13 protein-coding genes and 1 pseudogene are annotated in these 14,173 nt (G+C 67.1%); 5 read left to right on the forward strand and 9 right to left on the reverse strand.

The window, feature by feature from the left end:
• Nucleotides 1–6: 6 nt before the first annotated feature.
• The 5 genes from ACN9MP_RS15755 to ACN9MP_RS15775 form a co-directional block, all read right to left on the reverse strand.
• Nucleotides 7–801: an SDR family NAD(P)-dependent oxidoreductase gene (locus ACN9MP_RS15755; RefSeq protein WP_426321708.1), complete on the reverse strand. Its 795-nt coding sequence runs from the start codon at nt 799–801 to the stop codon at nt 7–9.
• Nucleotides 802–819: 18 nt separating this feature from the next.
• Complete coding sequence (locus ACN9MP_RS15760; RefSeq protein WP_426321710.1) at nt 820–1,860, reverse strand: ABC transporter permease; 1,041 nt, start codon at nt 1,858–1,860, stop codon at nt 820–822.
• A gap of 32 nt (nt 1,861–1,892) precedes the next feature.
• Nucleotides 1,893–3,380 carry a sugar ABC transporter ATP-binding protein gene (locus tag ACN9MP_RS15765; RefSeq protein WP_426321711.1) on the reverse strand — a complete coding sequence of 496 codons (1,488 nt, stop codon included), beginning with the start codon at nt 3,378–3,380 and terminating at the stop codon, nt 1,893–1,895.
• Nucleotides 3,381–3,456: 76 nt separating this feature from the next.
• Nucleotides 3,457–4,467 carry a sugar ABC transporter substrate-binding protein gene (locus tag ACN9MP_RS15770; RefSeq protein WP_426321713.1) on the reverse strand — a complete coding sequence of 337 codons (1,011 nt, stop codon included), beginning with the start codon at nt 4,465–4,467 and terminating at the stop codon, nt 3,457–3,459.
• A 71-nt stretch (nt 4,468–4,538) separates the two neighbouring features.
• On the reverse strand, nt 4,539–5,345 hold the full coding sequence (locus ACN9MP_RS15775) for an SDR family oxidoreductase (RefSeq protein ID WP_426321715.1): 807 nt from the start codon (nt 5,343–5,345) through the stop codon (nt 4,539–4,541).
• A gap of 215 nt (nt 5,346–5,560) precedes the next feature.
• On the opposite strand from ACN9MP_RS15775, the gene ACN9MP_RS15780 reads away from it, so the two are divergent.
• Together ACN9MP_RS15780 and ACN9MP_RS15785 are read left to right on the forward strand one after the other, a co-directional pair.
• The gene (locus tag ACN9MP_RS15780; protein WP_426321717.1) at nt 5,561–6,352 is read left to right on the forward strand and encodes an IclR family transcriptional regulator; all 792 of its coding nucleotides are present in this window, start codon (nt 5,561–5,563) and stop codon (nt 6,350–6,352) included.
• A complete protein-coding gene (locus ACN9MP_RS15785; RefSeq protein WP_426321719.1) occupies nt 6,339–7,091 on the forward strand; it encodes an IclR family transcriptional regulator in 753 nt (250 codons plus the stop codon). Before ACN9MP_RS15780 ends, ACN9MP_RS15785 begins: the two co-directional genes overlap by 14 nt.
• Before the next feature lie 84 nt (nt 7,092–7,175).
• Here ACN9MP_RS15785 and ACN9MP_RS15790 read toward each other — a convergent pair whose 3' ends face one another.
• From ACN9MP_RS15790 to ACN9MP_RS15800, 3 genes are read right to left on the reverse strand one after another with little or no spacing between them, the layout of a single operon-like run.
• Nucleotides 7,176–7,973: an SDR family NAD(P)-dependent oxidoreductase gene (locus ACN9MP_RS15790; RefSeq protein ID WP_426321720.1), complete on the reverse strand. Its 798-nt coding sequence runs from the start codon at nt 7,971–7,973 to the stop codon at nt 7,176–7,178.
• A 3-nt stretch (nt 7,974–7,976) separates the two neighbouring features.
• On the reverse strand, nt 7,977–8,906 hold the full coding sequence (locus ACN9MP_RS15795; protein WP_426321722.1) for an NAD-dependent epimerase/dehydratase family protein: 930 nt from the start codon (nt 8,904–8,906) through the stop codon (nt 7,977–7,979).
• Complete coding sequence (locus ACN9MP_RS15800) at nt 8,903–9,196, reverse strand: putative quinol monooxygenase (RefSeq protein WP_426321724.1); 294 nt, start codon at nt 9,194–9,196, stop codon at nt 8,903–8,905. Before ACN9MP_RS15800 ends, ACN9MP_RS15795 begins: the two co-directional genes overlap by 4 nt.
• A 152-nt stretch (nt 9,197–9,348) precedes the next feature.
• Between ACN9MP_RS15800 and ACN9MP_RS15805 the strand changes: the two genes are divergently transcribed.
• The gene (locus ACN9MP_RS15805; protein WP_426321726.1) at nt 9,349–10,374 is read left to right on the forward strand and encodes an ATP-dependent 6-phosphofructokinase; all 1,026 of its coding nucleotides are present in this window, start codon (nt 9,349–9,351) and stop codon (nt 10,372–10,374) included.
• A gap of 2 nt (nt 10,375–10,376) precedes the next feature.
• Here the strand turns inward: ACN9MP_RS15805 and ACN9MP_RS15810 are convergent, their stop codons facing one another.
• Nucleotides 10,377–11,399 (reverse strand): LacI family DNA-binding transcriptional regulator, encoded by a 1,023-nt coding sequence (locus tag ACN9MP_RS15810; RefSeq protein WP_426321727.1) that lies wholly within the window; start codon nt 11,397–11,399, stop codon nt 10,377–10,379.
• 190 nt (nt 11,400–11,589) lie between these two features.
• On the opposite strand from ACN9MP_RS15810, the pseudogene ACN9MP_RS15815 reads away from it, so the two are divergent.
• Together ACN9MP_RS15815 and ACN9MP_RS15820 are read left to right on the forward strand one after the other, a co-directional pair.
• Nucleotides 11,590–12,550: pseudogene (locus ACN9MP_RS15815) on the forward strand (dihydrodipicolinate synthase family protein).
• Between the two features lie 153 nt (nt 12,551–12,703).
• A complete protein-coding gene (locus ACN9MP_RS15820) occupies nt 12,704–14,020 on the forward strand; it encodes an Nramp family divalent metal transporter (RefSeq protein ID WP_426321729.1) in 1,317 nt (438 codons plus the stop codon).
• Nucleotides 14,021–14,173 lie beyond the last annotated feature (153 nt).

Below are 14,173 nucleotides of genomic sequence, written 5' to 3' on the forward strand. Positions count from 1 at the left end.
GTGTCGTTACTGCACGAAGTCGCCGTTGGGCTGACCATTCCAAGCTGTCACGCCGCCGTCAACCGGCAGGATCGCGCCGTTGATGAACGACGCGCCCGGTGACGCGAGGTACACCGCGGCGTCAGCGATCTCGCGGGGATCGGCGATCCGTCCCAACGGGATGAACTTGCCGAAAGCGTCCTCGAGACCGGGAAGCGATTCGAGGTTCTTCACCAGCAGCGGGGTGCGCACCGGCCCCGGGGCGATCGCGTTGGTGCGGATCCCGGCCTTGCCGTAGTCGATCGCCATACTGCGGGTGAGGTTCACGATCGCACCCTTGGCCGCGTTGTACGCCGCGTAGTTGAAGTCGGCGCCCAGCCCCGAGACCGAGGCGGTGTTGATGATGCATCCGAAGCTCTGCTCGAGGTGGGGCAGGGCGGCACGTGACAGGTAGAACACTCCGTCGACGTCGACCGCCATCACTTTCCGCCACAGCTCGTCGGTGGTTTCGGTGACCGAGCCGACGGGTGCGATCCCGGCGTTGTTGACGAGCACGTCCAGTCGGCCGAGCTTCGCGACGACGGCGTGCATGAAGTCGTCGACCAAGTGGGGGTCGGATACATCCAGCGTCAGAGGCAGCAGACGCCGGCTGAGGTCGGGACCGACCTCATCTTGCAGCTGAGGGAAGAGGGATGTCTGCAGGTCGCCGGCGGCGACGATGGCGCCCGCCTCGAGGAAGCGGCGCGTGATCGCCGCGCCGATCCCCGAAGCCGCGCCGCTGACGGCGACGACCTTGCCTGCGAACAGTTCCGGACTCCACATTGGATCTCGCACTCCTTCTCAGTGTGCGCTCGCGGCGCGGCCTTTGCGCAGCATCGCGAACAGGCGCCCGTCGCTGAGCACGGCGAGGATGATGACCGCGCCGATGACGACCGGCTGCAGGTGCGGGGAGACGTCGAGCAGGGTGAGGCCGTTGTTCAGGACGCCGATGATCAGGAGACCGACGAACGTGCCCCACATCGAACCGACTCCCCCGGCGAGGCTCGCCCCGCCGATCACGACGGCGGCGATCACGGAGAGCAGGTCGCTGGAGTTGCCGGCGCCGGGCTGAGCGGCGTTCAAGCGAGCTCCGACGACCAGGCCGGCGATCGCGGCGAGCAGGCCGGCGAGTGCGTACACCCGCAGCTGCATGGCCTTCACCCGGATGCCGGAGAGGCGGGCGACCTCTTCGTTGCTGCCGATGGCGTACAGCGAACGACCGGCCGGACGGAAGCGCAGCCAGAGACCCGCGATCACGAAGACCGCGATCATCAGGTACACCTGCAACGAGATGCCCAGCCAGCGGATCTGCGACAGACCCTGGAACCAGTCGGGCAGGCCGAGGATCGGAGTGCCGTTGGTGAGGTACAGGGACAGGCCGGTCGCGGCGAACATGGTGGCGAGCGTCGCGATGAAGGGCTGGATGTGCCCGTAGGCGATCAGCACGCCATTGAGGAGGCCGATTCCTGCGCCGACGGCCAGGCCGACGATGATGGACAGCCAGAACGGCCATCCCAGGTTCTTGTAGGTGACCGCGACCACCATGAAGCTGAACCCGAGCACCGCGGCCACGGACAGGTCGATGCCGCCGAGGATGATCACCATCGTGGCGCCAGCGGCCATGATTCCGATGTAGGACACCTGCACGAGGATGTTGACGAGATTGTTCGGGGTGAGAAAGACCGGTGACAGGAAAGACATCACCACGATGAGCAGGATCAGACCGACGACCGGTCCCGAGAGGATCTTCAGCTTGGTCTTCGCCTGTTCGATGCGGATGGCTGAGGTTGTCGCCAGTGAGGCGGTGTCGGTGGCTGCGCCATCCTTGACGGGGGTGGTCATGAGAACTCCTATGAATCGTGAACGAAGGCGGGTCAGGACACAGACAGCTGCATGACTCGCTCGGGGGTTGCCTCGTCACGAGGCAGAACGGCCTTCTGGCGTCCGCCGGCGACCACCATCACACGGTGGGACAGCATCAGGACCTCCTCCAGTTCGGAGGAGACGACGATGACCGACACGCCTTGGGCGGCCAGTCCGCGGATGATCTCGTAGATCGCTTCCTTGGCACCGACGTCGACGCCGCGGGTGGGCTCGTCCAGGATCAGCACCTTCGGGGTGCGCACCAGCCACTTGGCCAACAGCACCTTCTGCTGGTTGCCGCCGGACAGCAGGCCGACCGGCTTGTCGAGGTTGCCGCGAATGTCGAGTTCTTTCGTCATGCGCTTCTTCAAACGGTTGAGGAAACGGGTGGTGACGAATCCGCGGCGCACCAGACGGGACTCCCACGGCAGGGACATGTTCTCCGCACTGGTGCGATTGAGGTTCAACCCCTGGGTCTTCCGGTCCTCAGGCACCATATAGATGCCGGCGGCGACCGCGTCCGACACGGAGCGGATCCGCACCGGGTGTCCGTCGACGGCGACCTTGCCCGATGAGAACCGGTCGGCCCCGGCGAGGGAGCGGACGATCTCGGTGCGTCCCGCGCCCACGAGGCCGGAGACACCGAGGATCTCGCCCTTGCGCAGTTCGAACGAGATGTTCTCGAAGCGGTCGGAGGAGAGCCCTTCGACGGTGGCGACGACCTGTTCCCCGGGTGCGGCCGGATCAATGTTCCGCAGCGCCAGCTCGCGGCCGACCATCGCGCGGATCATCCCCTGCCGGTCGATGTCGGCAGCCGGCCACTCGCCGACCTTGCGGCCGTCGCGGAGGCAGAACACCCGGTCGGCGATGGCGGAGATCTCGTCCAGGCGGTGGCTGATGTAGACGACGCCCGTGCCGCGCGAACGGAGCACTTCGATCTGCTCCAGCACTCGCTTGGTCTCGTCCTGACCGAGCGAGGCGGACGGTTCGTCGAAGATGACGAAAGAGGGCCGCCGCAGGATGGCGCGGGCGATCTCGATCTCCTGCTGGGTGGCGGTGGACAGGCCTGCGACCGGACGGCGGGGATCAAGCGTGACCCCGAGGTCTTCCAGCGCGGCGCGCGCCTCGGTCACCATCCGCCGTGTGTCGACCCGGCCACGGTGGGTGGGGAGCCGCCCGAGGAACATGTTCTCGGCGACGGACAGCTCAGGGATCATCTTGATCTCCTGGTGGATGATCGCCACCCCCGAGTTCAGGGCGTCGAGGGGACCCGTCGGCGCGTACGGGACGCCGTCGATCGTCATCGATCCCTCGTCGGGCTGCTTGATCCCGGCGATGATGGAGCTGAGCGTGGACTTGCCTGCCCCGTTCTCGCCGATCAGGCCGACGACCGACCCCGCGGTGATCGAGAAGTCGATGCCGTGCAGAACGGTGTTGCCGCCGTACCGCTTGATGAGGCCGGTTGCGGCGAGTACCCGGCTGTTTGTCGCTTCAGTCATGAGCTCTCCTCCTGGTGGCCTGCCGGCCCCGGTATGGCCTCCGGGGCCGGCAGGCAGTGTGGCGGTCGTGAGAGATTCAGCCCTGCGAACCGAAGTACTTGGCGGCTCGCGCTTCCTCCAGGTTGTCCTTGGTCACCAGGATCGACTCCTGGATCTGCTCCTTCGGGATCTCAGAGCCGTCGCCGTCCATCGCCTTGATGGCGTTCTGTACCGCAAGCTGACCTTCCAGGTACGGCTGCTGGCTCATCGTGGCCGACACCTGGCCCTTTTCGATCGCGTCGTACACGGCGGGGAAGCCGTCGATCGTGACGATGCTCAGACCACTGCGGCCCGCGGTCTCAGCCGCACTCGCGACGCCCAGAGCCATGTCGTCGTTCTGGGCGAACACGCCCTGCAGGTCCTCGTTCGCCGTGAGGACGTTGGCGAAGACACTGACCGCCTTGTTCTGGTCCCAGTCGGCGCTGGTGGTGCTGACCACGTTGAGGCCGGGGTTCGCGTCCAGCGATGTCTGGCAGCCTTCGCTGCGCTGCATCTGCGTCGAGGAAGCAGGGATGCCTTCGACGATGGCGATGTTGCCCTCACCGTCGAGGAGCTCTGCGAGATGGTCGCACGCCTGCTCGGCCATCGCGACGTTGTCGCTGCCGATGAACGTGACGTAGTCCCCGCCTGCCGGCGTCTGATCCACCGCGATCACGGGGATGTCGGCGTCGTTCGCCTGAGCGACCGATGCGCCGCCGGATGCCGCGTCCAGCTGGATGAAGATGAGCGACCCGACACCCTGGCTCACCAGGTTCTGCACCTGGTTGACCTGGGTCGAGCTGTTGCCCTGGGCATTGAGGACGACGAGCTCGTAGCCCTGCTTCTTCGCCTCGTCCTCCATGCCTTCCTGTACGGCGGCGTAGAACTGGTTGACGAACGACATCGACACACCGATCTTCGGCTTGCCTCCCTCTCCGTCGCCGGTGCCGGCTCCGCCTCCGCCGTCGCTGCTGGAGCAACCGGCGAGCATGAGTGCGGTTGCGGTGACGAGCGCGCCGACAGCCACGGCGATCGGGCGTCGCCGGTTGAACCTGTTCTGAATCGACATCGACTCTCTACCTTCCTTGGTAAGGGACCCCACCGTGATGGTGAGCGTTGTGCGCGGCTCGAGCCGCCCGGTCAAAGGAGTGTGAAACCGCCGTCCACGACGAGGTCCACACCGGTGCAGTAGGACGCGGCGCTCGAGAGGAGGAAGACGGCGGGACCCACCATCTCCTCCGGTTCGGCGAAGCGTTCCAGGGGAATGTGCCTGCTGATGTCGGCGCGCATGGAGGACACCTCTTCGCGCGTGTTCATGGGGGTGAGCGTGAAGCCCGGGGCAAGCGAGTTCACTCGGATCCCGTGCGTCGCCCACTCGGTGGCGAGCGATCGGGTGAGGTGCGCCACCGCCGCCTTGGCGCTGTTGTAGTGGGACTGCAGCATCTCTCGGTGAGACACGATGCCGCTGATGGAGGCGAGGTTGAGGATGGACCCGCGCCCGGTGCGCAGCATGGCCCGCGCCTCCGCCTGACAGCTTCGAAACAGCCCGGTCACATTGATCCGGTACATCTGCTCGAACTGTTCCGTGGTGAGCTCCAGCGCGGGGACAGCGTTGGCGATGCCCGCGGAGTTGACCGCGAGCGACAGCGGTCCCAGCTCTCTTTCGACCACCTTCACGGCGTGGCCGATCCCGCCTTCGGACGTGACGTCCGTGTGGATGGCGAGCCCGATGCCGCCTGCGCCCGCGATCTCTCCGGCAGTCTTGATGGCGCTCTCGGCCGACATGTCGGCGACGCCGACCCGCGCGCCGGCGGACGCCAGGCCCAGAGCGATCGCTCGCCCGATGCCGGAGCCACCGCCGGTGACGACGGCTACATCACCCCGCAGTGAGAAACGCGAGACGTCACAAACCATGGACGCTCGGGCGTCCTTGGTGCTCTGGCGCATCACGTTCTCACTTCTGCACGATGCGATGACCGACTCGGTTTAGGGCGTCCGGATCGCAGATCGGGTAACTACTGCAGTCAATATACGCGCGAGAGACGCATACGTCCAGCTATTCGGACAGATTGTTCATTAATTGCGAATAGCTGCAGACGGCCACTGGGTGGCGAGCGCTTGCCGCATTCTGTAGAGTCTGTCCAGAAAACGGGAGGATCACCGTGGCGCAACCAACGACGGACGGCGACAGCACGGGGATGAGCGCCGTTACGAAGGCGACACGCGTTCTCGAATGCCTGGCCGAGCGCGGCGAACTGACCGCGGCGGAACTCGCCGGCGGACTCGATGAGCCGATCACGACCATCTATCGGATGCTCGGAAACCTCGAGTCGATCGGCTGGATCGAGCGCGGCGACCGAAAGGGAGCACCGGTGCGCCTCGGGATCGACCTCGTGGCGATCGGGCAAGCGGTGGAGTCGTCGCTCGATCTGCGGGCAGCCGCAAGGCTCTCCTTGGCGCGGCTGGCGGAGGAGACCGCTGAGACGGTCTATCTGTGCGTGCCCGATGGTCAGCGGGCAGTGTGCATCGAACGCGTGGACGGGAAGTACACCCGCACAGCCGAGCTGACGATCGGAGGCTCTCTCCCGCTTCATCAGGGCGCGGGTCCGAAGGCGATCCTCGCGTTCTCACCGGCCGACGTCAGGGAGAACTACATCCGCGCCCTCCGCGCTTCCCAGTCCAACCCGATCACGGAACCCCAAGCGACTGGTCTCGAACGCGAACTGGCGTCGATCCGCGCTGCAGGGATCGTGGAGTCCGACGGCGACATCACCCCCGGCGTCTTCAGCACAGCCGCGCCGGTGATGGACCATCGCGGCGAGGTCATCGCGTCGATCACGCTCAGCGCTCTGAAAGCGGAGAACGACGCGCGCGATCGGGAATTCGGAAAGCTGGTCCGCCGGGAAGCGGCGACCGTCTCGACCACCTTGGGGTATCACGATGGCAGCCGTTGACAAGCCGAGCCGAGTCCTCACCTCCCTGCGGGCCGCCGTTGAGGGCCTCGCCGATTCCGGTGCGCTGACTCCTCCGGAACTGGCGAAGAAGATCGGGATCCCCCGCCCCAGCGCGTACCGCCTCATGGGCGCCCTGGTGCAGGACGGTCTGGCCACTCAGCAACCGGATGGCGCAGTCGCTTTGAGTACGAAGTGGTTGTCATTCGGAGATCAGGCCCTGGCCACCGCGACCCCGTGGTTCCATCGAGACGACCTGCTGCGCGATCTCCGCGACTCCACCCGCCTCACGGTGTATCTGAGCATCCCCCGTCCGCAGCGGACCGTCTGTGTCCGACGGCTGCACGGCCAGGGCGTGCAGGTGCTCGTGCTGCGACCCGGCGGGAGCCTCCCGCTGCACGTGGGAGGTGTCGGCCGCGTCACGCTGGCGTTCGGGCCGGAGGATCCCGAGGCTTACCTGGCAGCTCATCACCCCGAACGTTTCACCCCCCGGTCGCTGGAGACCAGCAACGCGATCCTCGCGGACGTGGCGCTGACTCGTGAACGCCACTATTGCGTCTCGGACGAGGACGTCACAGTGGGAGTCGGCGCCGTGGGAGCGCCCGTGCTGACCCCCTCCGGCGAGTTCCTCGGCGCCCTATCGGTGGCTGGCCGTCGTGATGACATCGTCGGCCACGAGGCGGAACTTGCGGCTCACGTCCTCGAGACAGCCGTCGAGATCGGCAGAACCGCGCAACTCTGAGAGCTCCCGCACCGGCCGAAGGAGAAGGGCCGCGTGCGCACGCACCAGCGCACGCGACCCTCGTTCAGCGTCGACGAGATCTGCCTACGGCAGGATCGCGTCGACGTAGCCGCCGTCCACTCGAAGCGCACCACCGGTGGTGGCGGACGAGAGTTCCGAGCTGAGATAGACCACCATGTTGGCGACTTCCTCGGGACGGATGAGTCGCTGAATGATCGACAACGGCCGATGCACCCGCATGAATTCGGCTTGCGCCTGATCCCAGGGCAGATCGGTGCCGACGACTTCGGAGACGAAACCTTTCAGGCCATCGGTCTCGGAGGGGCCGACGATCACCGAGTTGACCGTGATGCCGGAGCCGGCGGTCGCTTTCGCGAAGCCTCGCGCGACAGCGAGGATCGCGGTCTTCGAGGCGGCGTAGTGCACCATGTCGGTCGGAATCGCCACGGCGGCATCGCTGGCGATGAACACCACACGTCCCCATCGCCGCGCGAGCATGCCGGGAAGCACGTTGCGGGTGATGCGCACCCCGGTCAGGACGTTCGCGTCGTAATGGTCCGCCCAAACCGATGCCGGAGTGTCCAGCACTTCGCCCGCGTGATAGATGCCGATGTTGTTGATGAGGATGTCGGCATCGGGGAACTGTTCGACGGCCGAAGCGGCGCCTTCCTCGCTGGCGAGGTCGGCTACCACGCCGACGAATGTCCCGTCGGGGACGGCGTCGCGCAGGTCACGAAGTGCGGTCGTCACGGATTGCGCCGACCGCCCGTTCACGCCGACGAGCGCTCCCGCTTGCGCGAGACGTGTCGCCATGGCGAATCCCAGGCCCCGGGTGGCTCCGGTGACGAGGGCGCGCTTCCCGCCCAGGTCCAGGCTGATCATCGATCAGTGCCTGGTGACGTGGTCGTGCGGGTCGCCCTTGCTCGCCCACACCCGTTTGTAAGAGCCGTGGATCAGATCTTCCAGCAGGCTCGGGCCCGCCGGGCTCCATCCGAGCTCGTCGCGCGCCAGGGTCGAATCGACGCGGCTGTTGCTCGCGAGTGCGACGTCCACCCACCGGGCGCCGAGGGTGTCCTGCGCGGTGGCCAACGGCACGCTGATGCCGGCGCCTTGGCCGAGAACGGTCGCGATGCCGTTTGCGATCTCACGCATCTCGCACTCGCCCGAAGCGATGTTGTAGACGGAGCCGGCCTCGGCGTTCTCCAGGGCGAGCAGGTACAGCTCGGCGAGGTCGTACAGGTAGACGTTGCCCCATCGGTTCTCGCCGCTCTCAGCGTAGATCGAACGGCCGGAGCTGAGCGCGTGACGCAGCAAGAGCGGAAGCTGCTCGGAAGCGCCATCGCCGTACACCATCGCCGGTCGAACCACGATGGCGCGGATACCGTCCTGTGCGGAGGCAAGGACGCGCTCGTCCGAACGGTAGCGCTCGGCAACGACCGGCGCGGGCGTGAAGTCGTCTGCCTCGGTGTACACGACTTCCGAGGCGGCGCCGCCCGCGAGGTCTGTGTAGACGCCGGTGCCGCTCGTTCGGATGAAGGTCCGCCCGGTGCCGGCGAGCGCGCTCAGGAACGACTGAGTCGAGGGAGCGTGGTCAGCAGTCGCGGTGTCGACGACGCCGTCGTACGCCGAGAGGTCGAGGCCGGCGACATCGTCAAGGCCGCCCTGCACCGGCGTGACTCCCTGCGCGGAGACCGACTTGGCTGCGGCGTCCGAGCGCACCAGACCAGACACCTTATGGCCGGCGCGAAGTAGACGCTGCGCGACCGCCTGCCCCAGGTACCCGGACGCGCCCGTGATGAATAGATGCTGACTCATGCCAGTTCTCCCTGCTTGTTCTCGGTCGCCGTGTTCTCAAGTTGGGTGTACTCCACGGCGGAAAGCACATCGACCCTTAGTCCCTCGAGATCGGCGAGCAGGGAAGCCACCGCCGCCGAATCGTCGTGCCGCGCCACCGCCTCACGGTCGGCGAAGATCTCGACGAGAGTCCGCTCGCCCGGCTCGCCCAGATCATAGATATCCCAGTGGACGGTGCCCTCCTCACGGTGGAACGCGTGCCGCGCGCGGCTGAGCGCCCGGTCCAGAGAGTGCACGTTGTCGACTTCCACGCGAAGATGCACGACTTTCGCGATATGCACATTGACTCCAGTCTGCGGATCTCCGGGAAAGGATCCGGACGAATTCGATAGGTCTTCCCGCCGCGGCAAGCCAAAGCTACACTAATTCCGGACACCGTGTCCATGTTTCGGTTGGAGCTGTCATGCCGCGTTTTGGGATCCTCACGAGTGGCGGCGATTGCCCCGGCCTGAACGCCGTCATCCGCAGTGCACACATACGCGTCGACCGGGAGTACGGCGGAACGCTCGTCGGCTTCCGCAACGGGTGGCGTGGTGTCTTGGACGACGACGCCGTCGAGATCACGGAAGAGATCACCCACGGCATCGCGGGGATGGGTGGAACGATCCTCGGCACGTCGCGCACGAATCCCGCCGAGGGCACGGGCGCGCTCGGCCGAGTCCGCCGGACGCTGGAAGACAACGCCCTGGACGGCCTCATCGCCGTGGGCGGGGAGGGCTCGCTGTCCGCCGCCCACGCACTGCGAGGCGCCGGGGTCAAGGTCGTCGGGGTGCCGAAGACGATCGACAACGACCTGAACGGCACCGACTACAGCTTCGGCTTCGACACCGCCGTGCAGATCGCCACCGATGCGATGGACCGCCTGCTGACCACCGGCGCCTCACACGCGCGCTGCATGATCGCGGAGGTGATGGGTCGCAACTCCGGATGGATCGCCCTTCACGCCGGGATCGCCACCGGTGCGCATGCGGTGCTCATCCCTGAACACCCGGTCTCCGTGGATCAGATCGTCGAATGGGTGGAATCCGCGCGGAACCGGGGGCAGGCCCCGCTCGTGGTCGTCGCCGAAGGGTTCCCCCTCGAGGGTGATGGCATCTTCCACCCTCGAGGCACCGAAGCGTCCGGACGGCCCCGTCTCGGCGGCATCGGCGAACGGCTCGCGCCGCTTCTGGAGAAGCGGACCGGCATCGAGACCCGTGCGACGACGCTCGGCCACATCCAGCGCGGTGGCACACCGACCGCATATGACCGGGTCCTGGGGGCACGCTTCGGCGCGGCCGCGGTCGACGCCGCCGTCGCCGGCGAATGGGGCAAGATGGTGGCCCTCTCCGGCGAGCGCATCGTGACCGCCGACCTCTCCGAGGCGATCGGCTCCATCAAGCGCATCAGCGCGGAGAGATACGATCGCGCGGCGGTGTGCTTCGGCTGAGATCAGGCCCGCAGCGCGACCGTGGAGGTCCGCGGGATGAGCGTCGGCAGCGCCTTGCGGATGGTTCCCGGCGCGGTGGTGGGGTCGAGCAGCATGTCGACTGCGGACGTCGCGATCTGCTCGAAGGGCGTGGCGACCGAGGTGAGCGGAGTGGGGAGGCGGGATGCGAGCGGGATGTCGTTGTAGCCCACGATCGAGAGGTCTCGGCCAGGCAGGATCCCGAGGTTGCGCCCCGCCCCGATGACGCCGACCGCGAGGTTGTCGTTGGCCGCGAAGATCGCGGTGGGGCGGTCCTGCTGATCCAGGAGAATCCGTCCCGCCTCGATCCCGTCATCGACTCCGTAGCCGACGGCCATGATCCGGTCTTCGCGGATCGGCAGGCCCGCCTCGGCGAGCGCGCGCTCTGCGCCGCGTCGGCGGTCGCGGCCGCTGGAGGTGAACCACGGGCCGGTGACGATGCCGATGTCGGTGTGGCCGAGGTCGATCAGGTGGCGCACCGCGAGGTACCCGCCCGTCTCGTCATCGCCGAGTGACGAGGGGCTGACACCGTCGGTGCGGAGAACCAGGACATGAGGGATGCCTCGCTCCCGCAGAGTCGCAGGGAGCGCGTCGTCGATCCGCGCGGTGGCGAGGATGAGGCCGTCGACATTCCGGTCGAGGAGGATCTCGGTGGCTCGGCGCTCATCCTGGGGATCGTCGCCGCAGGTCGCGACCACGGCGAATGAGCCGTGTCGCCGGGCGGTGCGCTCGAGCGCTTCGAACATGAGCGCCATCACCGCGTCGGTGAGTCGAGGGACGAGCACACCGATGGTGCCGGTCGCACCCCGCCGCAGGCTCGAGGCGAAGACGTTCCGCCGGTAGCCGAGCTCCTCGGCGGTCGCTCTGACACGCTCCGCCGTGCTCGACTTCGACGGCGGGGTGCGGTCGTCGAGGATGCGGCTGACGGTGGAGATGCTGACCCCGGATGCCTCGGCGACATCTCGCAAGGTCACCGTGCGCCGCTCCGCCTGTGTCTCGTTGGCCATCGAGCCCCCTTTCTCGTGAGTCTAGGCCGCCACGCCGGGATGTCTTCGAAACCTTTGCAAGAACGATTTCAGATCTGCTCTTGACATCCTCTCGTCATCGCCGCAAACTTGCAATCGTTCCTGCAAACGTTCCCGCTAACGATTGCACTTCCGCCTCCCTCCTCGCGAGGGTCATCAGAAGGAGACAGCAATGGTCCTCGACCTCCGCGGCCTCAACCCCGCTCCCGTCACCCCTTTCACCGTCGACGGCGATGTCGACTTCGCCGCGATCCAGCGCCTCGGTTCGTGGCTCGGCTCCATCGACGGCGTCAAGAGCCTCGTCGTCCTCGGCCACGCCGGCGAGGGCACCTTCCTCACCGAGAAGGAGCAGCAGGACGTCATCCGCGCCTTCCGCGATTCCGTCGACGACCAGTTGCCGATCATCGCGGGCATCACCAAGGAGGGCAACCTGACCGCGGCCCTCGAAGCCAAGGACGCCGCCGAGGCCGGCGCGAAGGGCGCCCTCGTGTACCCCTCGCACGGCTGGCTGCGCTTCGGCTTCCAGCCCGGCGCTCCGCAGACGCGTTACCGCGCGATCTGGGAGGAGTCGGGCCTCGAGGAGATCCTCTTCCAGTACCCCGACAACACGAAGGCGTCCTATGACCTCGACACGCAGCTCGAGATCGCCGGGCAGGAGGGCGTGAACCACACGAAGAACGGCGTGCGCAACATGCGCCGCTGGTACACCGAGATCCCCGCCCTTCGCGCCGCGTACCCCGACCTGCAGGTGCTGTCGTGCCACGACGAGTACCTCCTGCCCACCATGTTCGACGTCGACGGCCTGCTCGTCGGGTACGGCAACATCGCCCCCGATCGGGTACGGCAACATCGCCCCCGAGCTGCTGGTCGACCTCATCGCGGCCGGCAAGGCGAAGGACTACGCGGCCGCCCACGCGATCCACGAGCGGCTGCTGCCGATCACGAAGGCGGTGTACCACCGCGGCTCGCACATGGAGGGGACCGTCGCCCTCAAGTGGGGCCTGGTCAACCGCGGCATCCTGGATCACGCCACGGTCCGCGAGCCCCTGCTTCCGCTCCCGGCGGGCGCTGACGCCGAGATCGCAGCCGCGTTCGCCTCGGCCGAGCTCGGCAGCGTCGCCGTCCCGGCGTGACCATGCAGGAGGCGGTGGATGTCGCATCCGCCGCCTCCTGCAGGGCTCGATCACCCATCCACGGGCCTGAGGGCCCGACCGCGGCGAGCCGCGGCATCCGTGTCAATGAAGACCGAGCGGCGCAGCGCCGCACTCCGAAGAAGGAGAACCGACATGAGCGATCGCACCACCACCCGTCCCCCCGCCACACCGGGCACTGGACACGGCCGCATCTCCACTGAGACGGTGAAGACCATCGTGGACTCCAGCCACACCCGCCGCAGCTTCTGGCGACAGCTCGCCCTCATCGGCCCGGCGTTCGTCGCGGGTGCTTGGCAGTTCGGTCCCGGCAACCTCACCACCGCCATGAACGCGGGTGCCCTCTACGGCTACACCCTCATCTGGGTCATCATCGTCTCCACGATCCTGATGATCTTCCTCACCGACATGAGCGTGCGACTGGGCATCCGGACACCTGTCTCGCTCATCTCGTCCATCAAGCAGACGCTCGGCGGCTGGGTGGGCGTCGTGGCCGGATTCGGCGTCTTCCTCATCACCTTGTGCTTCTCGGTCGGCAACGCCGTCGGCTCGGGAGTGGGCCTGGCGATGCTCATCCCCGGCACCTCGCCGGTGATGTGGACCGTCGTCTGCACCGTGGCCGTGGCCGCCATCCTGCTGTTCAAGGGGATCTACCGGATCGTCGAGCGGACCCTGATCGTCATCGTCGCCCTCATGGCGATCTGCTTCATCGTGTCCGCGTTCGCCGCGCACCCCGACTGGGCTGCCGCCGGAGCGGGCCTCATCCCCGTCGTCCCCGACGGAGCGTGGCTGCTCATCATCGGCCTCGTCGGGACGAACTTCTCGATCAACGCGGCGTTCTACACGTCCTACGGCACCAAAGCCCGCAATCGCACGGAGGAGGAGTACCGCGACATCACCGTCGTCGACACGGTGCCCGGCATCATCGCCCCCGGACTCATGACCGCCCTTGTCATCGTGGTCGCCGCGGCAGTACTCCACGCGACCGGCACCGACGCGCCCGGCGCTTTCGGCGGACTCGCCGCGATCTTCGAACCGATCGCGGGTCCCGTCGGCGCCTGGATCTTCGCCCTCGGGTTCTTCGGCGCGGCGTTCTCCTCGATGATCCCCAACTGCGTCGCCGGCGGCACGATGCTCTCCGACGCGCTCGGACGCGGACCTTCGGCCGACACGAAGACAGCCCGCCTCGGCAGCGCCTTCATCCTCGCGTTCGGCATCACGATCACGATGATCTTCTCCGGCACCTCGCCCGTGCAGCTGATCATCATCGCGCAGGCGCTGACCGTCCTGGTCGCTCCGATCCTCGCCGCCCTCATCATCGTCATGGCCAACAACAAGAAGCTCATGGGGTCGATGCGCAACAAGTGGTGGCAGAACCTCCTCGGCCTCATCGGGCTCGTCTCCGTGCTCGCCCTGTCCGTCCGGCTGGTCATCAGCCTCGTAGGGGGCTGACCCGCACGACGATCAGCCGGCGCACCCCGACACGGGTGCGCCGGCTGCACGCTCGTCGGCGAACTGGAGGAATGCGAGGAAGACAGGCTCGCCGCCAGCCGTCCGGGCGATGCGGCCGGCATGAAGCTCTCCATGCGCCGCATGGTCCTCGCC

The organism is Microbacterium sp. E-13, assembly GCF_049912955.1.
In the GTDB taxonomy this organism is placed as follows: Bacteria; Actinomycetota; Actinomycetes; order Actinomycetales; family Microbacteriaceae; genus Microbacterium.

Bases quoted from the DNA above. Each gene is read 5' to 3' on its own strand.
- ACN9MP_RS15755 (WP_426321708.1), bottom strand. From the start codon at position 801: ATGTGGAGTCCGGAACTGTTCGCAGGCAAGGTCGTCGCCGTCAGCGGC.
- ACN9MP_RS15760 (WP_426321710.1), bottom strand. From the start codon at position 1,860: ATGACCACCCCCGTCAAGGATGGCGCAGCCACCGACACCGCCTCACTG.
- ACN9MP_RS15765 (WP_426321711.1), bottom strand. From the start codon at position 3,380: ATGACTGAAGCGACAAACAGCCGGGTACTCGCCGCAACCGGCCTCATC.
- ACN9MP_RS15770 (WP_426321713.1), bottom strand. From the start codon at position 4,467: ATGTCGATTCAGAACAGGTTCAACCGGCGACGCCCGATCGCCGTGGCT.
- ACN9MP_RS15775 (WP_426321715.1), bottom strand. From the start codon at position 5,345: ATGCGCCAGAGCACCAAGGACGCCCGAGCGTCCATGGTTTGTGACGTC.
- ACN9MP_RS15785 (WP_426321719.1), top strand. From the start codon at position 6,339: ATGGCAGCCGTTGACAAGCCGAGCCGAGTCCTCACCTCCCTGCGGGCC.
- ACN9MP_RS15790 (WP_426321720.1), bottom strand. From the start codon at position 7,973: ATGATCAGCCTGGACCTGGGCGGGAAGCGCGCCCTCGTCACCGGAGCC.
- ACN9MP_RS15795 (WP_426321722.1), bottom strand. From the start codon at position 8,906: ATGAGTCAGCATCTATTCATCACGGGCGCGTCCGGGTACCTGGGGCAG.
- ACN9MP_RS15805 (WP_426321726.1), top strand. From the start codon at position 9,349: ATGCCGCGTTTTGGGATCCTCACGAGTGGCGGCGATTGCCCCGGCCTG.
- ACN9MP_RS15810 (WP_426321727.1), bottom strand. From the start codon at position 11,399: ATGGCCAACGAGACACAGGCGGAGCGGCGCACGGTGACCTTGCGAGAT.
- ACN9MP_RS15820 (WP_426321729.1), top strand. From the start codon at position 12,704: ATGAGCGATCGCACCACCACCCGTCCCCCCGCCACACCGGGCACTGGA.